We start from the raw sequence: 21,774 nt of genomic DNA, 5'->3' as shown, positions 1-21,774 counted from the left end.
AGAATTACTTTCCCTTTACCGGATTCTTTGCCTGCTCCATGGCAAGCTCTTTTAATTCTCTGAAAGATGTCTGACCTGACGCGCCTTCAATGGCTTTGACCGCGAGTTCCTGGGCCTGTCCGGTGGCAATTTCCAGTTGCTGGCTCAGACTTTCAATTCTTGCGGCCTGCTCGACAATATCCGCTTCCAGACCTTGAATTTTCAACTCGTAAACCGCGTGTTCTCCGTTAATCTCTTTTGCCCGCAGTTCCGCCCTGATCTTTGACTGTTTCCGGGCAATACCGTTTCCTTCTTCTTTGGCCTTTTTGATGGCATTTTCCAGCTCTTTGGGAAAATTTTCAACCTTTTGCTTATATTCCTCAAACTGGTTTTCCCGCTCAGATATCTGTTTTTCCCGTTCTTCCCATTCCGCGTGGCGAATCTCTCTGAGTTCTTCAAGGGCCTGTTCCAGCGCTTTTTTCTGGCGGTCATATTCCTCAGCATCGGCATCGCGGTTTAAGGCCAGCGTATAACGGTATTCAGAGACCTCACGCTCCCGGTCTTTCTTATCCGAAGCTTTCTGTTCCTTCATCTGCCTGATGGTTTCCGCTTCTTCCTCGTCCCAGGCATGTTTTTTCTCGGCCAGTTCTTTCTCAAGCGACTCACGCTTTTCCTCAAGTCCTTTTTCACAGGATTTTTCAGCTTCAGTGTATTGTCTGAGGAGGTCTCTCAGACTATCCTCTCCGATCTCCAGATCGTACAGCCGGCTGAGACGGTCTGTTTCGGTTTCCACCTGGGAACGGGCATCTTTGAGACGGGATGCCTCCACAAGCAGGTCCCCGGATAATCGGCTCACAGCGGTGTTAAATGTTTCTGCCAGATGTTCCAGCGATTCAATCACGCCCTTCATCTCCGCTGTGTCAGCATCTTTCTCCGTTTCTGCCGCAGTTCGCACAGGTTTCTCAGGAGATGCGTCTGGATCCTGTGTGCGTTTCTCTTTGAGCAACTGACGATAAGCCTGGTCCAACTCCTTATACGCTGTAAGAATCTGGGCTTTTGTATCCTTGGAACTGGGTTTTTTCATCATTATCACGCCCCCTTTGCTTCAGATTGGATTATGTTACCGCCTGTTATGGACTGGCCCGCGCTGGTCACCGCGGTCAGTGCAAGCTGCTGAACCTGTTCCAGGGCTGCCTGGAGTTTTTCAGACAGAACAGCGATCTGTGCGGCCTGAACTTCAACCGTCTTTGTGAGAGATTCAATCTTCAGCTCAAAGGTATTCTTTCTGGCTTCGGCATCCTTTTCCAGCAACTGCGCTTTATGTTCCTCTTCTTTTGCAGTATCACGAATCGCGTCTTCACGGGCTTTTTTCACAGCCTCCTCAATTTTTGTGGGCATGGCCTCGACTTGGGTTTTGTATTCCTCAGACTGCTCCTGATGTTCTCCAAGATATTTCTCCCGTTCTGTCCAATCTTTTTCTTTGTTCCGATTCTCCTCCTCCAGTTCATATTCCAGCATACGTTTGCGCTTTTCATATTCATCGGATGCTTCGGTCCGTTCACGTTGCAAGTCATAGTCATATTTTTCTTCTTCCTGCTGACGTTCCCTCTGAATGGCGGCTTCCTGCTTGGTCTGGAGGCTCTGATACACCTGAGTTTCATTTGCCCAGGCTTGTTTCTGCCGGACAGTCTCATTCTCCAGTTCATCAAATTCCTGCTGGTATGATTCCTCAACTGATTCAATGGCTTTTTGGTGTTCCTGTTGCAGAATATTCAGGGATTCCGCGGCCACCTGAATATCGTGCAGAGCTTTCAGAAGCTGATCTTCGATCTGAATCGCCTTTCGGATACATGCCAGTTTCTCTGCTTCGGTCTTCATCGTCTTGATAAGACTCTCCGCGGACTCTCCGAAAGTGGTCTGCAATTGGGAAAGCGATTGAAAGATACTCTCTGCTGTGTAGCCGACCGCCTGCGCCACGATATCTTTTTCCTCCTGTATGGCGGAGATATCTTCTTTTGTGGCGATACGGGCATCCTGCTGGGCATGGTCAGCCTGTAATTTTTTAAAGGCTTTGAGGATAGCCTGGGGATCTGAATACTGTGTGTCCATCATTTCTCCTTCATTATTAAAAAAATTAATACCAAAGCGCACTTTGAAATTAAGGGCACAAAATTTCTTGTTTTCTTGTTTTGAAGCACCTGCAAAGGGAAATCAGAAGCCTGTCTCGTTCATCTCGTTCCCACGCTTCATCTCGTTCATCTCGTTCCCACGCTTTGCGTGGGAATGCAGAACAGACGCTTCGCGTCCTGATTTCATCTCGTTCCCACGCTTTGCGTGGGAATGCAGAACAGACGCTTCGCGTCCTGATTTCGTCTCTCATTCGGGACGCGAAGCGTCCCGACTGCATTGAGGGAACGAAGCATGGTCCGGTTCCGGATATAAGTACCTAACCATAAGTTTTCTATATTTGTCCGGGGAAGAAACCCGGCTTTTTTTCCGGAACGATCCGCCGCCCGTGAGGGGAAAAAGCCGGGTTTCTCTGCCGCCTGCGGAAAAAAAATGTATGAAAAACTTTTGCTCAGGTACTTAAGTCACACAACTATCTGAATCATTTTTATAAATATTGGATCGTATTCAGATTTGAAACACTGTCCGATATTCTCCTACCGGTATTTCTGGAAATATAAATTAAGTGATCTGAGTCTGCGTACAGGTTCTTCAAGAAAAATTTCCAACTGGGATTTTTTGTCCTTTGACAGTATCTCGAAATTCACTCCGCATCGTTTGATCATAAAATTCTGATCAGATATTTTCTGCTCACGAGGCTCATTGCTTTGTCCGGTCCTATCTGACAAAAATGATTTTATGCGACGGAAGCAGCGGTGAACATAACCTGTCTGACTTACGCCAATGTCATACCGGGGAATATCATACACGATATTACACGGGATTTCAGACAAACAGACCTTGTTTTCAGGAATAATAATATCCAACAGCAGTGATTCCTGATTCAGTCGCTCGCCGGAGACATACTCAAAAGCCAATCCGCCCATGCTTATATCTATGAGTCCCCCCCTTAATTCATTCAGATGACCGTCGGACCCACTAAACATGACATTTCCCCGCGTTAAAAATCGGAAGTCCTTCCTTTGATTTAAGACCATTTTATTCACCTCCGGATTCTTTTGCTGATAAAAAAATTTTTGTTTCAGAACAGATAAAAATTTGCGGAAATTTTGTCTTTTGCCGCACGGAGTCTGCAACCCGTTCCGACAAAAACCCGGTCCCGTAAAGAAAAAAGACCTGCAAAAAAATATATTTTTATATGAAAAAGGTGTTAGGTGTTAGGTGTTAGGTGTTAGGAAAAATTACAAATTTTTCATGCTTCGTTTTGACCGGCAGGTCATGCCCGTTTATATGAAAGTGTCAGGTGTTAAGTGTTAAGTATTAGGAAAAATTATAAAAATTTCATCGTTCGTTGTGACCGGCAGATCATGCCCGTTTATCAGAAAGCCGTGACATGGCCCTTTTAATTATAGGCTTTTTTCAATTCTCCCGGATAATGTTTCAACTCGCCTGTCCCAGGAATTTTGCCGGGCGACGTCTAAGCGTCGGGCATACAGCGCAGTGTCATCTTCTTTCAGACTTTCACGAATCCCTTGTTCCCATTCCTCAAATGTTCGGGCAATTCTGATGACCCCCTCAAAATCCAGCAGACTCTCAATTGCACTTCCGACGCATGGTTTTCCGCAGGCCAGATATTCATGTAGTTTTAAAGGATAGATATAAGGTGTCCATCTTATCATTCTGTAGCACATCAGACAAACATCCATCGCATTAATATAAGAGGGCATTTCCCCAACCTTTTTTCCCCCCAGAAAAAACACATTTTTTAATTTTTTTAATTGATGGATCAGCTCAATATCTTTTGATTCTCTTTTAATGGCAGGCCCCTCAGGTCCTATCACAACAAGCGACCAATTTTTGTTTCTGTTCGCCAGATAAAGGAGAAGATCAAAATCAACCTTAGGCGTAAGCATTCCCACATAACCAATCCGAGGTTTGGGGATTTTTGCGATGTCTTCAGGAATCTTCCCGGAATCTGCTTCTTTTCGAAAAAAAACAAAGTCGGCACCATTGGGGTTATAAAGCACATTATTATGTTTTTTCAGTGCTTTATCATATAATGGCCTGCTGCTTGTAATGACGATATCAACTTTTTTGAACAGCTGGTTTTCTTTTTCAATTACTCTCTTCTTTGCTTCAGGAGAGCTTGCAAAACCGGAAAACTCATCATCCATATAATAAACAACTTTTTTCTCATCATACTTTCCGATTTCATCCACAAACATAGGATTCCAGACAAACAATATGACGTCTTTCATATTTAATCGCTTCATTAATCGAAAAATTGTTTTTCTCCTGATATATGAAGCAATCTGATTCAGCCTCGTAAAACGATAGTTATATGGAAAGAGTTTTGACGGCACATGAACATATAAATTCTCCGTGACTTTTGACGTTCCGGAAGCATGGAGTTTATTTTTACCGATGTCGCGTAGCACATCCCTTATATAAAAAGGTTGCAAAGAAACAAATAAGACCTTATTTTTTTTTGATAAACGAGATAATATCTGATGGCGGGTCTGCCAGGGGGCATCCCAATAATCAATATTAAAAGAAACAATATTTTTTCCTTCTAACATGTGACATTTCCTTAAATTACGACAAAAAGCAGGAGGATCATATTCGGTGCTGAATGAGGGTCATCATTATTCAGAAATGTTTCAGCGGGGTGCAGCGTAAACCATTACCGACCCAAAAAAACTTCCTCTCAGCTTCAGTGTCTTTATTAGCGTCAAATTGCGGTCCAATTCATTCCTGAGAATATCTTCTGTTTCTTTAAATTTCTGATGATGTGCGTAGAAAAACCAGACATTGGCTCCCGGGGCCTTTTTTAACCGAGCGACCAGGGACCGGGCTTCTTTTATCAGTTCTTCCCGGCGCTCGGACAACCCGTTGAAATCTGACCAGCCCGGATGGAGCCATATTTCATTTGGAAAAGCCTCCTTTTGAATACAATCAGACGTGTTAAACCGACGTAAATAATAAGTTGTTTCATTCAGAGAAAGCCCCCCGAAAATCAGTGTGTCACCGCAATTTACATGGTCTGCCACATACTTCACACTCAGACGGGCAGGAACAGGTTCCGGCCATCTCAGAGTACGAACTGAATACCCTACGGAAAGAAAGGTAAGTAACCCCAGCAGAACAATAGTAAATCGCCATTGCCCCACCTGATTCACAAATAATGATATTAAAATACTGGCTATCGGTAAAAACAGAATCAGCGTGCGTTCTTTATGAAAAACAGGTTTTATCTGAGAGATCACAAAAGGAAGCAAAATGATACTTCCTGAGATAATGATACATATTATAACTTTTTTTATTATGAAAAACTGTTTTACCGAACCAAAATTAAAAATAATAATAGCAGAAAGATAAACCAAAATCAAGAGGCTTTCCGGTTTTCCCCATAACCCGAGCAACCCTTCAGCCAAGGTGTCAAATCCGGGTATTTTCATCCAGCAGGTTGTGGGTAAGGATATGGTGTGATATAAAATTTTGCCATAAATCATCAGATAAATGATCGCTGAAACAATACTGCATATGGTCAATATTCGAAACTTCGGAGGAGAATGAACCAGCGCCGCGGTAAGATAGGCAAGTATGAAAAAAAAATATATGGGATGAGTCATGATACCGGTCACGTTTGTGCCGATCAATAAGACATAAAACAGCATTAAGGAGCGTTCTGACCGCGGCGGGTCATCAGAGGCAGATATTTCTGTGAGCCGGAAGAATATCAGGGTTGCCAGAGATACATTTAAGGCCAGTAACGCGTACATCCGGGCAGTTGCCCCGAACGCCAGGCCAATATCTGAAATCGAAAACAAAAGCGCGGCAATCAGTCCGCCACGCGTATTGCTCAAGTGCCGTGCTGCCATACCGACAATAACAACAGAAAGTCCGAAACATATCAGAGAAAAACTCCGCAAGGCAAGTTCAGACTCTCCCAGCAGAAAAACAAACGGTTTAAGCAAAAGATAGTGGAGCGGGGCAGGTGTTTCATAATAAAACGCATCAAACATCTGTGGCCATGATTTATGCACCAAATTTGCTGTAAACGGTTCATCAATTGTCAGACTGTGCCCCCAGCGTCTTGCCAATGCCTGAAAAATACCCAATAGTGCAATGGCGGTTAATTTCAGCCAAAACGGTGAGTATCGAATTCGGGACATAATTCTTTCCTTTAAATATCAAACGATAATCAGGTCTTTTTTGTCATTCCTGCGAAAGCAGGAATCCACAGTCAGTAGATCGAAAATGACTGAAAATTCAAGCTCCGTTCGTAGTTCCGCCTTTAGGCGGTCTCTGTGAAATCAGAGACTTATACTCATAAGACAGACCGCCTAAAGGCGGAACTACGAACTTTTCCGATCTACTGACAGTAACAGATTCCTGCTTTCGCAGGAATGACAGACTGTCCGGCCGAATCGGATCAGAAAACGTGATTATCGAGTATCAGGTTCGAATGTTGTTGGCTTTTTGGTGCTTATTTTTTTCATGTCTGTTATGCCAACGGATGAGCGGTAATTTCCCAAACGCCTCAAATGCGATACCGGCGTTCATTTTGCTTCTTCCGGCATGGCGGTCAGTGAACAGGATCGGCACCTCTGTAATCCGCGCGTCTGACTGAAACGCGAGAAAGGTTGTCTCTATCTGAAAAACAAAGCCTCCTGAATCAATAGGATAATTCAGAATATGTTCAAGCAGATCCCGTCGCCAGACTTTGAATCCGCCGGTCACATCACGGACAGGCATACCTAACCAGAGTCGGGCGTAAAGTGATCCCAAGCCGCTGATCAGCCGTCTGAAAACCCCCCAGTTCTGTGTATCGCCTCCTGAAATATAACGAGATCCGATCACAAGATCAGCTTCATCGGCCGCCTGAATCATGACAGGCAAACGATCCGGAGGATGAGAAAAATCCGCGTCCATCTGTACGATCAGCCGTATATCGGGATTGTTCAGAACAGTGCGGAACCCGTTCAGATATGCCCGGCCCAGTCCCTGTTTGCAGGTACGGTGCAGGACCGATATCTGCGGATTCTCCTGTGCCATCTGGTCCGCAATGTCGCCGGTGCCATCAGGAGAATTGTCATCAATCACAAAAACAGATGCCTGCGGCAGCGTCCCCAGGATGGCCTCTGTAATCCGAGGAAGGTTGGCAGCCTCATTGTATGTGGGCAGGCAGACAATGGTTCCGTTTCCCATGCAATTATCATTCATGATTACTTTTCCTCGTTTGAATGAACAAAAATCAGCAATCCGCTCAAGTTACGCTTTTGTATATACAGGATAAAAAAGACTTCGGGATTTTAGCACATTTATCATCATAATAAGCAAGGAATAGCAAACAACTCCGATCAACACCAGAAGTATGAAATTTATATAATTTTTCCCTGCAAATATAGTATGGGCTAATAGTTTGACAACAGTGACCATTACGATATTCGCCAGAACATACGGGAGTATGGTTTTAAAAAGACGTTTTATGGATATCCGGGCATTTTTTCTGGCGAGTCTGAATATTGGCACGGACCAGGTCACTGAAATAAAAAAATACACCCAGCATATCGCGACAACGCTCTGGTGTCTGGCTAAAACACATAAGACAACGAACAAAATTGTCATCACAATTGAGCATATGGTGTGATTCTTATAATCTCCCACCCCGACATTTAAGGACGCGATCAGGCCATTAAATATCTGAAAAATGCTGGCTAAGGAAAGGATTTCAAGAGGGATGATACACAGACGCCACTTTTCACCAAGCAGAACAATCACAAAGTGCTGGGATACGGCGTAAAAACCTAATAATATTGGCAGAATTGTAACGGATTCAACGGTTACGATTTTTAGGAACCAGTCTCCCAGCAACACTTTATCTTTTTGGAGTCTGCTAAATGATGAAAACATCACCGCATTAATCTGTACGGCAATCTTCTCTTTAGGAATTGAGGACAAACTCATTGCTTTCTCAAATAAGCCCAGAGGGATCAGCCCCATATACTTCCCGATAATAACTTCCGCGACATAGATATTTACAAAATACGTCTGAACTCCGATAAAATTCCAAAATCCGAACCCATAAATTTTTTTCATTTCCTGATGGCTATATTGAAATTTGGGACGCCACTCTGACTTAAAGATCACTAAAATTGTGGCAGCCAAGGTTGAAATAAGGGTGGCCCATACGAGGGACCAATATCTCATTCCGAGAAAAGCCAGTAAAAGTGCTATTGCAGATTGAAAAAGCCCCTGAAAAAGACCAAGCTTTGCTATAAATTTGAAACTGACAGAGCGTCTCAGGGTTGCCAAATGAATATCGTAAAATGTTTTCAAAATAAAAATTGAAGACAAAACCATTACGACGTTGATACTTTCAGGACTTTTAAAATAATTTCCTATGGGAACGGCCAACAGCACAATGAAACAGGTCAGCAGCACTGAAATGCAAAAATTGAGTGTGAAAACCGAATTGATCTGAATGGGTTTGATTTCTTTCTTCTGTACAATCGCATTGATAAACCCAAAGTCACTTAGGCTGTTGGAATAATAAACAACCATGGAACCGATAGCCATGACTCCGAAGTCAAAGGGATCCAGCAGTCTTGCGATAACAACAGATACAGCCAACTGGATTACCTGAAAAATAAGTTTAAGGACAGTATTCCAATATAACCCGTCTTTTGTTTTTTTAGCGAGTTCGTCTATATTCATAATTTGTTATTTAGTACAGGGGATGTCGGAATTCAGAAAAAAGCAGCCGGACATCCGGAGTGCCAAACTTGCAGTTTGGCAATATCCATCCGGAGTGCCGAACTTGCAGTTTGGCAATATCCATCCGGAGTGCCGAACTTGCAGTTTGGCAATATCCATCCGGAGTGCCGAACTTGCAGTTTGGCAATATCCATCCGGAGTGCCGAACTTGCAGTTTGGCAATATCCATCCGGAGTGCCGAACTTGCAGTTTGGCAATATCCATCCGGAGTGCCGAACTTGCAGTTTGGCAATATCCATCCGGAGTGCCGAACTTGCAGTTTCAGCAGATCGAAAAGTTTCCTTTTGCCGGACGGGGTTTGCAACCCCGTCCGGAATATTTTCCGGATCGCCGCCCGCAAACGTTTCGGACGGGGTTGCAAACCCCGTCCGGCAGCAAACCCCGTCCGGCAGCCACGGGGCGATTCTCCCCGGCCGGAAAAAGCCGGGTTTCTCCCCCGTCCGTCATGTCTGCCCTGTGACAGCTTGAAAACTTTTGGATCTGCTGAGTTTGGCATTTCCTGTTTTGCGGTATTCGCTGCCAGTTCTTATTTCAGATAACATCCTGATCCTTTTTCCATTTAATCACATTCACTTTTGGCAGGGGATGATTCAGAAAAAAAAGCGGACTTGCGGTATAACCATATGCTCCGGAATTATAAACGCAGATATAATCACCGATACGAACATCATCCGTCAGTTCAATATGTTCCGCCAACTTGTCAAGCGGCGTGCATAAGGAGCCGACGATATCAAATGTGTCTGATGTTGTTTCCTTAACCTGTCCGTCAAATCGCAGCACATCTATATGATAATTTCTCCTTATCACCTGCCCCAGATGACCGAATGCGGACAAGTTATGGTGCATTCCCCCTTCAATGACAATGAACTTCTTTCCTCTGGATTCCTTTATATAGAGAATTTTGGAAAGATAAACCCCGGCATCAGCCACCAAAAACCGTCCGGGTTCTATGATAAATCTGGTTTTTGGAAAATTTTTTAAAAATTCATCTGTGTCGGTCAGTTCTTTCAGAATATCCTGCAATCGCTTCAGGTCCAAAGGCTTTTGTTTCTCATAATACGGAATTCCAAACCCTCCGCCAAAATTAATATATTGAATTTCAAAATGATATTGATTCTGAACAGCCAGTGCATATTCAAGCAGATATCTGAACACGCTTCCGATTGCGTCCGCATCCAGTATTTGTGAGCCTACATGGGCATGAAACCCTGTAAACTCCAAGTGTTCAGATTCTGATATTTTTTTAAGCGCATAAGGGCATTTATCTTCATCAATTCCAAATGGGGAAGGATAGCCCCCCATCTTCATTCCGTATCCGCTGAAGTTTTTTTGAGGGTTGACACGGATGGCGACGTTCTGCTTTTTGCGGAGCTGTCCGGCAATATCATTAATTTTCTCTATTTCTTCCGGACTTTCCACACTCAGTGAACAGATATTGTTTCTGACAGCAGCTTTTATATCTTCGTCAGTTTTCCCGGGGCCGGCAAAACTGATTTTACCAGGATCCGTGCCTTCCCGGATGACAGTTTCCAGTTCCCCGTATGACGCGACATCCGCACCGCATCCGAAATGATTCAGGAATGAAATGATTTCTTTATGGGGATTTGCCTTTATCGCGTAAAATATCTCAAATTGCTCAGGCAATATACTTTTTAATTTCAGAAGATTGGATCGGATTAACGCTTCAAAATATAAATAACAGGAACTGATATCCTGTGAAATATTTTGCTGATATATCAAAGATTTTATATAGTCACGGTTTTCCATACCATTTCTTTCCAAGGATGATCTGACACGCTGCTTTTACTAAATCTAAGCCGTTTGAAAAATTTCACTTTTTACTATTATTTTTTGCCAGATGTTGTTCCCTCCCTTCGACAAGCTCGATGTTGTTCCCTTCGACAAGCTCAGGGAACGCCCCGAGTCTGCCGTGTGCCCCGAGAAGTGTGGTATCTGCCAAAAATGGATTCCTGCTTTCGCAGGAATGACAAAAAAAAACTTGGTTGTTGAAATATTGGTTGTCGAGATATACAAAATTTGACATTACACAAATTTTATAAAAGCCGCAACAAATTTCCCCATCTCTTTTCCCATTCACTCATTCTTATGCTTTTTAATTCTTTTATTTGTTTTTTTAAGTCAGGCTTATTTTTTATTGCCAGCCTGACAGATTCAGCAATGTCTTTACTGATATTTTTGGTAAAAACGGTTCCGCTGTTAAAATATTCCCTGAGAATCCTTGTGCGGGACAATATCAGCGGTTTTTCCGCAGAAACCGCTTCATACCCGCCACACACCAGACAATCTTCCTGATGGGTCAGGACCATTATAATGTCAACGGACCTCAGCAAATTCTGATAATCCCTGGTGGGAAGAAAACCCGTTAAGATCACATTGGGAGGAATATTGTCTTTGTTTAAGTCATTCCTTCCGGAAATATGGATATAAGTATCCTTTTCTAAAAGTTTTGCCGCGTCAATGACTTCTTCCCAGGGTTCATCTTCCGAAAATGTACATATAAATAAGACGTTGTTTTTTCCTTTAAGTGATATTTTTTCAAATTCATAATCAAAATCGGGAATTCTGTCAGGCAGGACGAATATCACCTTCTTTGTTTTGTCTTTTATCTTCGCCCGGTACGACTCATTTGTTACGATGGTAATGTTGCTCCGTTTCAAAGAATAATCATTTAAAAAGTTCATAATGATCTTCTTAAAACCTCTGGGATTCAGATACAATGTATGTAAATCGGTGACGAGTTTGTAATGAAAAACAGGTTTTACCAGCGCTGCAAAAAAAGAAAGAACAATGGAAGGATTCTGCACAACAAGAATTTCGGGCTTTTCTTTTACCAGCGTGAAAAATGTTTGCAGGACAGCCACAGGATATCTGAAAACAGACAGGTGCTTATGGCCTTCAAAAAGGGTAAATGTGTGAAAATCAGCCTTCATTTCCCGGGACAGCACTTTGCTTCTGATACTGCCGTCATCTTCCCACGCGATCCATAATTTTTTATTTTTTAGCATTGTTATATCTCAAAGTGAATAAAAGTGAATATTAGGAAATTCGGTTCGTGTTCTGATTCCGGATATAAGCCACATAGCTATTGTCAGCAGATCGAAAAAATTTTCATGCCCTCGCGGGGCAGACAGGACGGGGAAGAAACCCGGGTTTTTCCGGCGGGGGGGGTACTTCATCCGGGGAAAAAACCCGGGTTTCTCCGCTATCCCGCGCACACCCGGGAAACTTTTCGATCTGCTGATTGTGTCAAAATAACAAAAAAGCTATCAGACCATATCCGGATGGGAAAGGCTTATTTATATGTTATCAGCCTGCCGATTTTTTTTCCGCTTTCTTTCATGCTCATCAAGCAATATCTTTCTGATACGAATAGATTTGGGGGTTACTTCAAGATATTCATCTTCTGCGATATATTCCATTGCTTCTTCCAATGAGAACTTTATGGCAGGCGCTATGGACAATTTTTCATCTGAACCTGCTGCCCGAATATTCGTCAGTTTTTTACTCTTGAGAACATTTAAGACCAGGTCTTCGTATCTGGTACTTTCGCCTATCACCTGGCCTGCATATATTTTCTCATTCGGATCAATGAAAAATTTGCCTCTGTCTTGCAGTTTATGAATTGCATAGGCAACAGCGGTTCCTGTCTTCATAGCTATCAGCGCGCCATTTCTTTTATTTTTTATCTGACCTTTCCATGGCTCATACCCTTTAAAGCGATGTGAGATCACTGCCTCCCCTTCGGTTGCTGTTAATACAGGTTTGGTCAGTCCGATCAGACCTCTGGCTGGTATTTTGAATTCAAGATTTATTCTGTCATTCTTTGCTTCAATATTCAGGAGATCACCTTTACGCTTGCCGACAATTTCTATGACTTTTCCGGAAAATTCTTCAGAAACATTTACATATAGCAGTTCCACAGGCTCATGTCTGAACCCTTTTATTTCCTTAATAACCACCCTGGGCTGGCCCAGTTGAATCTCATACCCTTCCCGCCTCATGGTTTCTACCAAAATAGACAGATGAAGCGTCCCCCTGCCATAAACCTTTAATTCATGAGCTGAATCTGTTTCTTCAACCTTTAATGCCAGATTTTTCTCTGTTTCTTTAAATAATCTTTCTCTGATATGCCTTGATGTGACGTATTTGCCCTCTTTGCCAAAAAATGGTGAATTATTAATGGTGAAAAGCATACTCATGGTAGGTTCATCCACAGAAATTGGTTTTAAAGCCTCTGGTTCTTCAAAATCAGCAACAGTATCCCCGATGTCAAAGGATTCAAGTCCCATTATGGCTACGATTTCCCCGGATCTGACTTCTTTTTTGGTTTTTTCTTTTCCCAGTCCTTCAAAAAGATACAGTTCTTTGACAAGGGATTTGTTTACATGACTATTCCTCTGAACCACAGAAACCTGATCCCCCATTTTAATGCTTCCCCTGTGTACTCTTCCCACAGCAATTCTGCCGGTATATGACGAGTAATCCAATGAACTGATCTGTAATTGCAAAGTTCCGGGGTTATCTTCTGGCGGATCAAAATATTCAATAATCGTATCCAACAAATAGGAAACATCATCCGTCGGGTTTTTCCAGTCAGGTCCCATCCACCCTTGTTTTGAAGAACCGTAAACCGTCGGAAAATTCAGTTGCTCTTCTGTGGCATCAAGAGAAAACATCAGTTCAAAAACAAGTTCGTTTGTTTCTTCCGGATTACAATTGGGTTTGTCAACTTTGTTAATTACAACAATAGGTTTTAAATCCAGCTCCAATGCTTTTTGCAAAACAAACCGGGTCTGAGGCATGGGTCCTTCAAAAGCATCAACAAGTAACAGCACCCCGTCAGCCATATTTAAGACACGCTCCACTTCTCCTCCGAAATCCGAATGCCCGGGTGTGTCAATAATATTTATTTTGGTTCCTTTATATCTTACCGACACATTCTTAGATAAAATAGTTATCCCTCTCTCCCGTTCCAGATCATTTGAATCCAAAACCAAATCCTGCACATCCTGATTATCCCTGAACAATTTCACCTGATGCAGAATTCTGTCAACCATAGTTGTTTTGCCATGATCAACATGTGCAATAATTGCAATATTTCTTATATCCATAAAAATTAATTTTCCTTTTTATCAAAACAGAAAGGCTGTTGGGAACGTGTTCAGGGTTCCGCTGACCAGCCAGTTTAATAGTTGTTCTCGTTCTTCCATGAAACGGCTGCTAACGAGTGCGTAAAAAAAAATAACTGATTATAACGGATTTACGGAAAAGCCGACCAAGCCCTGTAAGGGCGGCATATTTGTAGCATTAGGCAATTCCGAAGGGATCCGGAGTGCAAAAATTATATTTTTGCGCCTGCGAAAAAGCATTTTTCGCACTCCGGAGAAAATACCGGAAAACTCGCTTACACTTAAATCAACAGTATTGCCCGCCAGGCCCTGTCAGGGCTTTATCGGCCATTCCCAAAATTCGCTATAATCAGAAAAATAATTGTTATTATAATCCCAATGTCGTTTATTTCTGCTGCCTTGTCAAGATTGATTTTATGAGTTTTATTTTTCTTTACTATTTGATTTTAAAATAAATATATTTTTTCAACTCATAGTTTCAATCCTGGCAAAGTACCTGATCACTCGATGATCAGGGTTTTTGATCCGATCCGAACAAAAAGCTTGTCATTTCTGCAAAAGCAGGAATGACAGAAAAAAACTTGAACATCGAGTGATAGTAAAAATTTTTGATCAGAGGAATTTCTATCTGCTGATATTATGCCACGTCTTACGATATTACTGACTTGCCCTCTGTCATTCTATAAATAGCGTTCCTCTATCTCGTAATGTTTCCCCTTGATTTCTGCTAATAACATCACTTTAAAAAGTGAAACTGAAAGTAGTGACATCGTATTTTCACCAAATATGCTTTTTCCCTGCTTATTGACTTCTTTTTCAATATATTCGGAAAGTTCCGATTTTTTCTCAGGAAATCTGTCAATATAAGCAATTCTCAGTTTTGCAATGTACTGAGCTATGTTATATCGAACAAATTCATTTTTATCATGCGATGTTATTACGGAAACCACTCCGTCAGAGTATAAGTAATAATCCCGCTCACCATTTTCATAATCTGAGATAAGCGCAGGCATCTCATTGGAGAAAATTTTACCCACCTCAAACTCAATACTTTTCTGAATATCGGCAAAAGTGCAACTGCCCACATTGTGTTTCCTGGATTTCTCTATGTAATCGGGATGCTGATCAATATGCTCTATTATGTGCCTGAGATGATGTAATTCATGTTCCATGAGCATATCCGGATTTATGAACGGCTTCAGTGTCTCGTTTGTCGTCTCCCTGATAATCAATATGGGAAGATAAAATATTCCCTCCCATTCTCGGATAACAGAACCGATCTCAATAAAAATGCCATCTGACATGGCAAAACTGCCCCTTCTTATATATTCCGGCGAATCAACATTAAGAATAAAATAAGGAAGGTCGTCTTTTTTCTCATACTCAATCTGGTCAACGGTCATTTCGTCGTAGTATCCATATTCATTCAGAATATGCTTTATTTTCTCAAGATTCGCTTTTGTAACGACGCGGTGATAAGTATTTTTATAACCTAATTTTTTCATAATAATTCTCTGTCTTGGGCACAGCCCGAAAAGTTTCCGCTCTGCTGAAACTTTATCTTCTGTTTACAGGACAAAAAGTTGCGGTGCATGAAGAAACCCGGTTTTTTTCTCCGAACGGGGTTCTTTCTCCCGCCGGAAAAAACCGGGCTTGTTTGCCACCATATTTTTTGTCCTGTACTGCTTTATCTCATAAAATCCCTGTACCACAGATCGAACATCAGGAGACTGCGGAGAATGATGGCATAATTTCTGATTATAACGGATTTAGGGGAGGGCCGGCAAAGCCCCGTAGGGGCGACATGTTTGTAGTAGTATCCATCATGCCGGGTCGGCCAAGCCCTGTAAGGGCTTGGCGGGGGCCTGCAAACCTGCTGCTACAAATATGCCGCCCCTACGGGGCTTGACCGGCCTCCCCCAAATCCGTTATAATCAGAAAAAACTTGCTTACTAAGCGATAAAAACTGCTTCATCACTATAGTTCTGACAGGCGACATGAGACCTGCGAGGTTTTGAAAACCTCGCAGGTCTTCGGCTATCTGACCTGTCAGAATTATTGCGGTGAGGTATTTCTCACTGTTTACGGATTGCCGGTCTTCTCAAAAAGTATCCATGTTTCTTAAAATAATAAGCCAGCCCTTTCATATGGCTGAAGGTGGCCGCACTGACCCTGAGTCCTCTTGATATTTCCTGGGTGTCATGAATAACCGACACTCGAGGATTATAAATGATTTTGTAGCCTGCCCGCCACACACGGAGGCAATAATCCACATCTTCTGGGGAATAAAAGATGTTCTCATCCAGCAATCCCACAGTTTGCAGTACTTCCCCTTTCATCACCCACATCGCGGAAATGGCATAATCAACTTCACGAGGTGCTGTTTCCCGCAATACCTTGTTTTCTTTTTTCTCAATGGCTTTTAAGAAAAAATAGCGGAAAAATTTTGTAAAAACCGTGGGAAAAACATCAACAGATTTCTGGAGATTGCCATTGGGATACAACAACTTGGGAACAGCCAGTCCCATACGCTGATCCGTATCCAGCATTTTTATCAGCGCTGTGATGGTTCCCGGATGCACTTCGACATCTGAATCCATGATAATGACATATTTGCCAGTTGCCCGCTTTAATGCAAGGTTGCGGGGATATGTGGTTCCTGTGTTTTTATTCAGAAAAATGGGGATGATATGAGCAGGATATCGCTTTTGAAATGACCTGATGGCCGAAAGGGTTCCGTCTGCGGACCCGTTATCCACAATGAAAATCTCATAAGATACACTGTTACCAAGGTCAGCAAAGATCGAATCAAGGCATTTCCCGATATACTTTTCCGAATTCCAAGTGAGCAGAACAAATGAAATATCCATGTTATAATCCAATATGCTTTCTGATCATGGGGCCTATGATTTTTGTTACTGAAACCGGAAGCTTTCTCCAGTATTGAATAGCCTTGTCAAATTTGGAGGCTTGGGAAGTTTCAACATTGGCAGGTTCGCGATTCAGAGAAATGATATGCCAGTTCAGCGGCGTGGGTGTCGCTCCCCACTGCGCCTTGAATTTATAGGTTCCCTCACCCGGGGAGGACCGGCCAAAATCAAAATAAGCATAGCCATTGTCGCAGGCATATTCCAGCATGGCCCAGTATAGCAGCATATTCGGGCTTAACCGGCTGTATTGTCTGAGCGCCGAGGCCCAGGGATTTTCCAGGATGTCTTTAAATCCGATGATAAAGCTGCACGCCAGCGCCTCATTTTCTTTGTAAACAATGACAATTCTGGCTTTATCCGGAAATGCTTCAAGAACATTTTTCATCAGTTTTTTTGAATGAACAGGCGAACCCAGGTCTCTCATATTCACCAAAAAAATCTCATAAAAATCATCCAGCAGTTCCGCCCCCCCGATCTTTGAATACAGCCCTTCTTTTAAGGGCCTTTTGATCTGGCTCCGCAATTTTGCCTTAAAAGATTTCATCAGCACTTCTGATGATTCCGGAAGGGTAAGGTGCATAAGCACCTTATGAGAACGGATCTGCACAGCCTCCTTCATACCGAATGGGTCAGGAAAATTACAATTTAAACAGGAGAGATATGCAACATGGCGGAGTTCGATATTCTCTGCTCTCAGGTTCCTGCCGATTCTTGCCGCTTCAGTCAGAATTGTGTTTTCGGTCTGCTCATCATCCGCAAGAATCCCCCCTGTATCAAAAAAAGGGATCGAAATAAGGCTGTTACCAAAAGCAAAATGTTTCAGATGAGTAAGCGGTAAAATGCCGTAAACTAAGCCGTCATCTTTGACAGCCATGAGATAATATGTTTTATGACCATATGTTTTTTCTATGACATTTTTCCAGCCGGACAAATGGTATAATGTGCCTCGGTGATGTGTGCGGACATATGCATCCCATGCCTGGGCATCTGTGGTTTCAATTATTTTGATTTTCATACATAACCTGTCAGCTTTTATCAGTAGATGGAAAATTCACACACAGCCTCGCTCCTCGTTCTCTCGTTCCCACGCTTTGCGTGGGAATGCCTTCCGGACGCTTCGCGTCCCGTGGCAGAGAGATGAATCACAGGACGCGAAGCGTCCACGCTGCATTCCCACGCAAAGCATGGGAACGAGATTGTTAAGTGATTATTTATTAAGGTATTTTCGGCAGGTAACAAAACTGCATTCTTTGAACGTCTCAAAAAGGGCTGATAATTTTAAAGGCGTTTTTTTCAGATTAACATAGTGTCTGAATTTATAAAGCAATGAAGCTTCATTGACCCGCGGCTGCTCCGTATCAATTTCCCAGGGGTGCATATAGAAAACATACGCATGATCTTGTTGGAGAACTCTTCTGACCCCCAGTTTGAAAAACGGAAAAGGAATCACGCGGAAATATCCCCCGCCTCCGATGGGAAAGACACGCTTTCTTATTTTAAAATTGCTGATGGGAATCTCATCGAAATCGTCTGAAATTTTCACGGCTATTCCCTTTTTGCTATTTCCGGATAAATCCACATGCCCATATCTGCCGTGCATTGCAAAAGAATTAAAACTTGAATCATAGCAATAACCGGATGCTTCTATGATTTTCAGAATATCCTCATTAATGGAAAAACTGGGCGCACGGTATCCGATGACCGGCTCTCCGATCATATCCTCCAGGCGTTTTTTGCTGTCAGTCAGGTCTTTTCTTAACGCCGTGTAGGATTGCCTGTTACAAAGGTGATGATAATAGCCATGAGACGCGACTTCATGACCCCTGTCATGGATTTCACGGACAAGATGAGGAAGCCGTTCCGCAAGCCATCCGAGGATAAAGAACGTCGCACGGCGGTGATCCAGAAGATCAAGGAGGTGGTAAGTGTTTTTTTCAACCCGGAGTTCATGGGATGACCAGGAGGAAAAAGGAATCCATGGTTTGAAATTTTCCACCTGGAACCAGTCTTCAACATCAATAGTGATAAGAATAGAATTTTTCATTTAAGTTATCAGTTATCCGTTATCAGTTTTATCGCATGCCACTTGCCCCTTGCCGTCTATCTGCCGACCACAGATTTTATAGAGCTGACCACTCGGGCCGCGGTCTGACCGTCCCATAGTTCAATTTTATTTTTCTGGCCTGATTTCCCTGCAAGAATCACTTCCGCATTTTTTTCAAGTTCTTCAAGCTTGCATAACTGATTGGTACCCTGGGTAATGGTGATGGGCCGTTCAGTATTGGGCCGCATTGTCAGGCAGGGGATCCCGAGATAACTTGTTTCTTCCTGGATGCCGCCTGAGTCCGTAATGACAAACCGGCAATGAAAGACCAGATTCATGAAGCGGATATAATTCAGAGGCTCAAGAAGATGCAGCCCCGGGGCTTCATTTAAAAGAGACATCAAATTGTTTTGTTCAAGGTTTTTCCGGGTTCGGGGGTGAACCGGAAAGACAATTGGAATTTTTTGAGAAATGCGCCTGAGTAATTGACAAAGTTCGTTTAAAATTTTCGGATCATCAACATTGGAAGGCCGGTGAAGAGTGACCAGAACATAATCATTCTGCTTTAAACCGAGGGTGTTGTCAATCTTCTGATTCTCAATTTTATGCCTGAGCATTTCCAAAGAATCAATCATAATATTGCCCACACGATGAATTTTTTCCGGAGCGACTCCCTCCCGGATCAGGTTTTCATCGCCGTCAGGCGAGGGTGTCCAGAGGATATCTGCCAGGGTGTCTGTTACCATACGGTTGATTTCCTCGGGCATGGTTCGGTCAAAAGACCGGAGTCCTGCTTCAAGGTGGGCTGTTTTTATTCCCAGTTTTGCCGCTGCCAGTGTGGCCGCTATGGTGGAGTTCACGTCTCCCACCACGACCACCAGATCAGGCTGTTTGTCCATAAGCACTTTTTCATATGCGATCATTACCTGTCCGGTCTGTTCCGCGTGGGAACCGCTTCCCACCCCGAGATGAAGATCAGGTTCAGGCAGACCAAGGTCCTGAAAAAAAACATCCGACATATTCAGATCATAATGCTGGCCCGTATGCACAATAAAAGGTGTGGCCCAGTCCTCTTTTTTCAAGGCGTGCCAGAGCGGAGCAATTTTCATAAAATTGGGCCTTGCCGCGGCAATAAGATGAATGAGCTTTTTGTTTGGCTTATCTGTGTTCACTGTGTTTTTACCTTCTTTCTGTGAGATGGGTTTGTCAGGTTTAAATATTTTGAATATGACTTTTTATGCAGGATAGGTGAAACGCAGCGTAACCCGCTGAAATAATTTAGAGGATGGGTAGCAGTTCACGCAGCACCTGCCTCTGTGAAATCAGAGATAAAAAGAGTGGCAGGCATTCTTGTCAGACAAGATTACCATATTTTCCATATTGGTCAAGCTGAAATTCATTGTTTCTACAGAATTTTCATTCCGCAGATATGATCCTGATGAAGAAATAACAACAGGAATGACCTTTTGATCATAATAAAAAATCAAACGCGGAATGGGATTCTGCCTCATTCTGTAACATTTCCATGCCAAATTTCTGAGCAATAAAGTATTGTGAAAAAGCTTGACTCTTATACCTTAATAAAATAAAAAACATACTTATATTAACACCATGTGCAACTTTTTTTAACCGAAGAAAACACGGACAGACAGCGAATGCCACAAAGACACCAAGACACACAAAGAATCTTCGTGAGACTTTGTGCCTTTGTGCCTTTGTGGCATTATAACTTACACATAGCATTATTATGTTCAGTGCGATATTGAAAACACGGACAGACAGCGAATGCCACCAAGACACCAAGACACCAAGACACACAAAGAATCTTCGTGAGACTTTGTGCCTTTGTGCCTTTGTGGCATTATAACTTACACATAGCATTATATCATATTATTATGAATTGTTTGGGAGACACAGGTCAACGATATGAAATGTATGAAGAAAGCAGGGGAGTATTTTCAGTGTGATATTGAACTGATTCGCCCAAACCGTTATCAGCCCCGCCTGGTTTTTTCCCAAAATGAAATCGAAGAATTGTGCCAGTCTGTCCGAAATCAGGGAATTCTTCAGCCACTTCTGATACGAAACGCAAACAGCGGTTATGAACTCATCGCCGGTGAAAGGCGCCTCCGTGCTGCTAAACTGGCCGGGTTAAAGCAGATACCGGTCATATTGAAAGACATTTCTGACACGGACATGCTGGTGATGTCCATTGTTGAAAATATCCAGCGAAAAAATTTGAATCCTGTGGAAGAGGCCCAGGCGTATCATCGCCTGATGGCTGAATTTAATTTTACCCAGGAGCAGGTTGCGGAGCATGTGGGAAAAAGCAGATCCGCAGTTGCCAATGCGCTGAGGCTTCGGCAGTTGTCTCCGCAAATCAGGGAAACAATAACAGACGGTACGTTGAGCATGGGACATGCCAAGGCATTGTTAAGCGCAAAGACATCAGCCCGGCAGACAGAAGCATGGCGGGCGGTTATTTCAAAAGGTCTTTCGGTCAGGGAGACGGAAAATCTGATCAAACGTCTGAATGCGAAAAATAAAAACCTGAAAAACGCCTCCGGAGAAGATACCTATTTTTCAGATATTGCAGATGATCTTTCCCGTCATTTTGGCACAAAGGTTCAGATTAAACGGCGCGGACAAAAAGGAAAGCTTGAGATAGAATTTTACAATGATGATGATCTTGACCGTCTGATAACACTTTTAAGAAACTGACTTGTTTCGGCGTATGCTGTGCAGGATGTCTTGGCGAAAGCAA

The 21,774-nt window shown here is 42.8% G+C and carries 18 protein-coding genes; 1 reads left to right on the top strand and 17 read right to left on the bottom strand.

From position 1 onward, the window contains the following. Positions 1–4: 4 nt before the first annotated feature. The 17 genes from dnm_RS02520 to wecB all read right to left on the bottom strand — a co-directional run bounded on the left by dnm_RS02520 (position 5) and on the right by wecB (position 20,182). Positions 5–1,066, bottom strand: coding sequence for a coiled-coil domain-containing protein (locus dnm_RS02520; protein WP_207681149.1), 1,062 nt, complete (start codon positions 1,064–1,066; stop codon positions 5–7). Between the two features lie 2 nt (positions 1,067–1,068). Further along, a complete protein-coding gene (locus tag dnm_RS02515) occupies positions 1,069–2,091 on the bottom strand; it encodes a hypothetical protein (RefSeq protein WP_207681148.1) in 1,023 nt (340 codons plus the stop codon). Between the two features lie 551 nt (positions 2,092–2,642). Then, positions 2,643–3,143 carry a PilZ domain-containing protein gene (locus dnm_RS02510; RefSeq protein ID WP_276571843.1) on the bottom strand — a complete coding sequence of 167 codons (501 nt, stop codon included), beginning with the start codon at positions 3,141–3,143 and terminating at the stop codon, positions 2,643–2,645. Between the two features lie 369 nt (positions 3,144–3,512). After that, positions 3,513–4,685 (bottom strand): glycosyltransferase, encoded by a 1,173-nt coding sequence (locus dnm_RS02505; RefSeq protein ID WP_207681146.1) that lies wholly within the window; start codon positions 4,683–4,685, stop codon positions 3,513–3,515. Positions 4,686–4,766: 81 nt separating this feature from the next. Then, the gene (locus dnm_RS02500) at positions 4,767–6,281 is read right to left on the bottom strand and encodes a glycosyltransferase family 39 protein (protein ID WP_207681145.1); all 1,515 of its coding nucleotides are present in this window, start codon (positions 6,279–6,281) and stop codon (positions 4,767–4,769) included. Between the two features lie 283 nt (positions 6,282–6,564). After that, on the bottom strand, positions 6,565–7,332 hold the full coding sequence (locus dnm_RS02495) for a polyprenol monophosphomannose synthase (RefSeq protein ID WP_207681144.1): 768 nt from the start codon (positions 7,330–7,332) through the stop codon (positions 6,565–6,567). A 48-nt stretch (positions 7,333–7,380) separates the two neighbouring features. Further along, the gene (locus dnm_RS02490; protein ID WP_207681143.1) at positions 7,381–8,826 is read right to left on the bottom strand and encodes a lipopolysaccharide biosynthesis protein; all 1,446 of its coding nucleotides are present in this window, start codon (positions 8,824–8,826) and stop codon (positions 7,381–7,383) included. 10 nt (positions 8,827–8,836) lie between these two features. Beyond that, on the bottom strand, positions 8,837–9,190 hold the full coding sequence (locus dnm_RS02485; protein ID WP_207681142.1) for a hypothetical protein: 354 nt from the start codon (positions 9,188–9,190) through the stop codon (positions 8,837–8,839). Positions 9,191–9,417: 227 nt separating this feature from the next. Further along, complete coding sequence (locus tag dnm_RS02480; RefSeq protein WP_207681141.1) at positions 9,418–10,653, bottom strand: alanine racemase; 1,236 nt, start codon at positions 10,651–10,653, stop codon at positions 9,418–9,420. A 64-nt stretch (positions 10,654–10,717) separates the two neighbouring features. After that, positions 10,718–10,846 (bottom strand): hypothetical protein, encoded by a 129-nt coding sequence (locus tag dnm_RS31105; protein ID WP_276571842.1) that lies wholly within the window; start codon positions 10,844–10,846, stop codon positions 10,718–10,720. A gap of 94 nt (positions 10,847–10,940) precedes the next feature. Beyond that, positions 10,941–11,912 carry a glycosyltransferase gene (locus dnm_RS02475; RefSeq protein WP_207681140.1) on the bottom strand — a complete coding sequence of 324 codons (972 nt, stop codon included), beginning with the start codon at positions 11,910–11,912 and terminating at the stop codon, positions 10,941–10,943. A 291-nt stretch (positions 11,913–12,203) separates the two neighbouring features. Further along, entirely contained in the window at positions 12,204–14,018 is a 1,815-nt protein-coding gene (gene typA, locus dnm_RS02470) for a translational GTPase TypA (protein ID WP_246556173.1), read from the bottom strand. 698 nt (positions 14,019–14,716) lie between these two features. Continuing rightward, the gene (locus tag dnm_RS02465; RefSeq protein ID WP_207681139.1) at positions 14,717–15,541 is read right to left on the bottom strand and encodes a hypothetical protein; all 825 of its coding nucleotides are present in this window, start codon (positions 15,539–15,541) and stop codon (positions 14,717–14,719) included. Positions 15,542–16,111: 570 nt separating this feature from the next. Then, positions 16,112–16,906, bottom strand: coding sequence for a glycosyltransferase family 2 protein (locus dnm_RS02460; protein ID WP_207681138.1), 795 nt, complete (start codon positions 16,904–16,906; stop codon positions 16,112–16,114). 1 nt (position 16,907) lies between these two features. Next, entirely contained in the window at positions 16,908–17,981 is a 1,074-nt protein-coding gene (locus dnm_RS02455) for a FemAB family XrtA/PEP-CTERM system-associated protein (protein ID WP_207681137.1), read from the bottom strand. A gap of 192 nt (positions 17,982–18,173) precedes the next feature. Continuing rightward, entirely contained in the window at positions 18,174–19,010 is an 837-nt protein-coding gene (locus dnm_RS02450) for an XrtA system polysaccharide deacetylase (protein ID WP_207681136.1), read from the bottom strand. 56 nt (positions 19,011–19,066) lie between these two features. Beyond that, complete coding sequence (gene wecB, locus dnm_RS02445; protein ID WP_246556172.1) at positions 19,067–20,182, bottom strand: non-hydrolyzing UDP-N-acetylglucosamine 2-epimerase; 1,116 nt, start codon at positions 20,180–20,182, stop codon at positions 19,067–19,069. A gap of 754 nt (positions 20,183–20,936) precedes the next feature. Between wecB and dnm_RS02440 the strand changes: the two genes are divergently transcribed. Beyond that, complete coding sequence (locus tag dnm_RS02440) at positions 20,937–21,731, top strand: ParB/RepB/Spo0J family partition protein (RefSeq protein WP_207681135.1); 795 nt, start codon at positions 20,937–20,939, stop codon at positions 21,729–21,731. Positions 21,732–21,774: the final 43 nt, after the last annotated feature.

Source organism: Desulfonema magnum (assembly GCF_017377395.1).
GTDB classification, from domain to species: domain Bacteria; phylum Desulfobacterota; class Desulfobacteria; order Desulfobacterales; family 4be13; genus Desulfonema_C; species Desulfonema_C magnum.
Note: the sequence above shows the minus strand (reverse complement) of the source record. Positions and strands in the feature narration are given on the sequence as shown.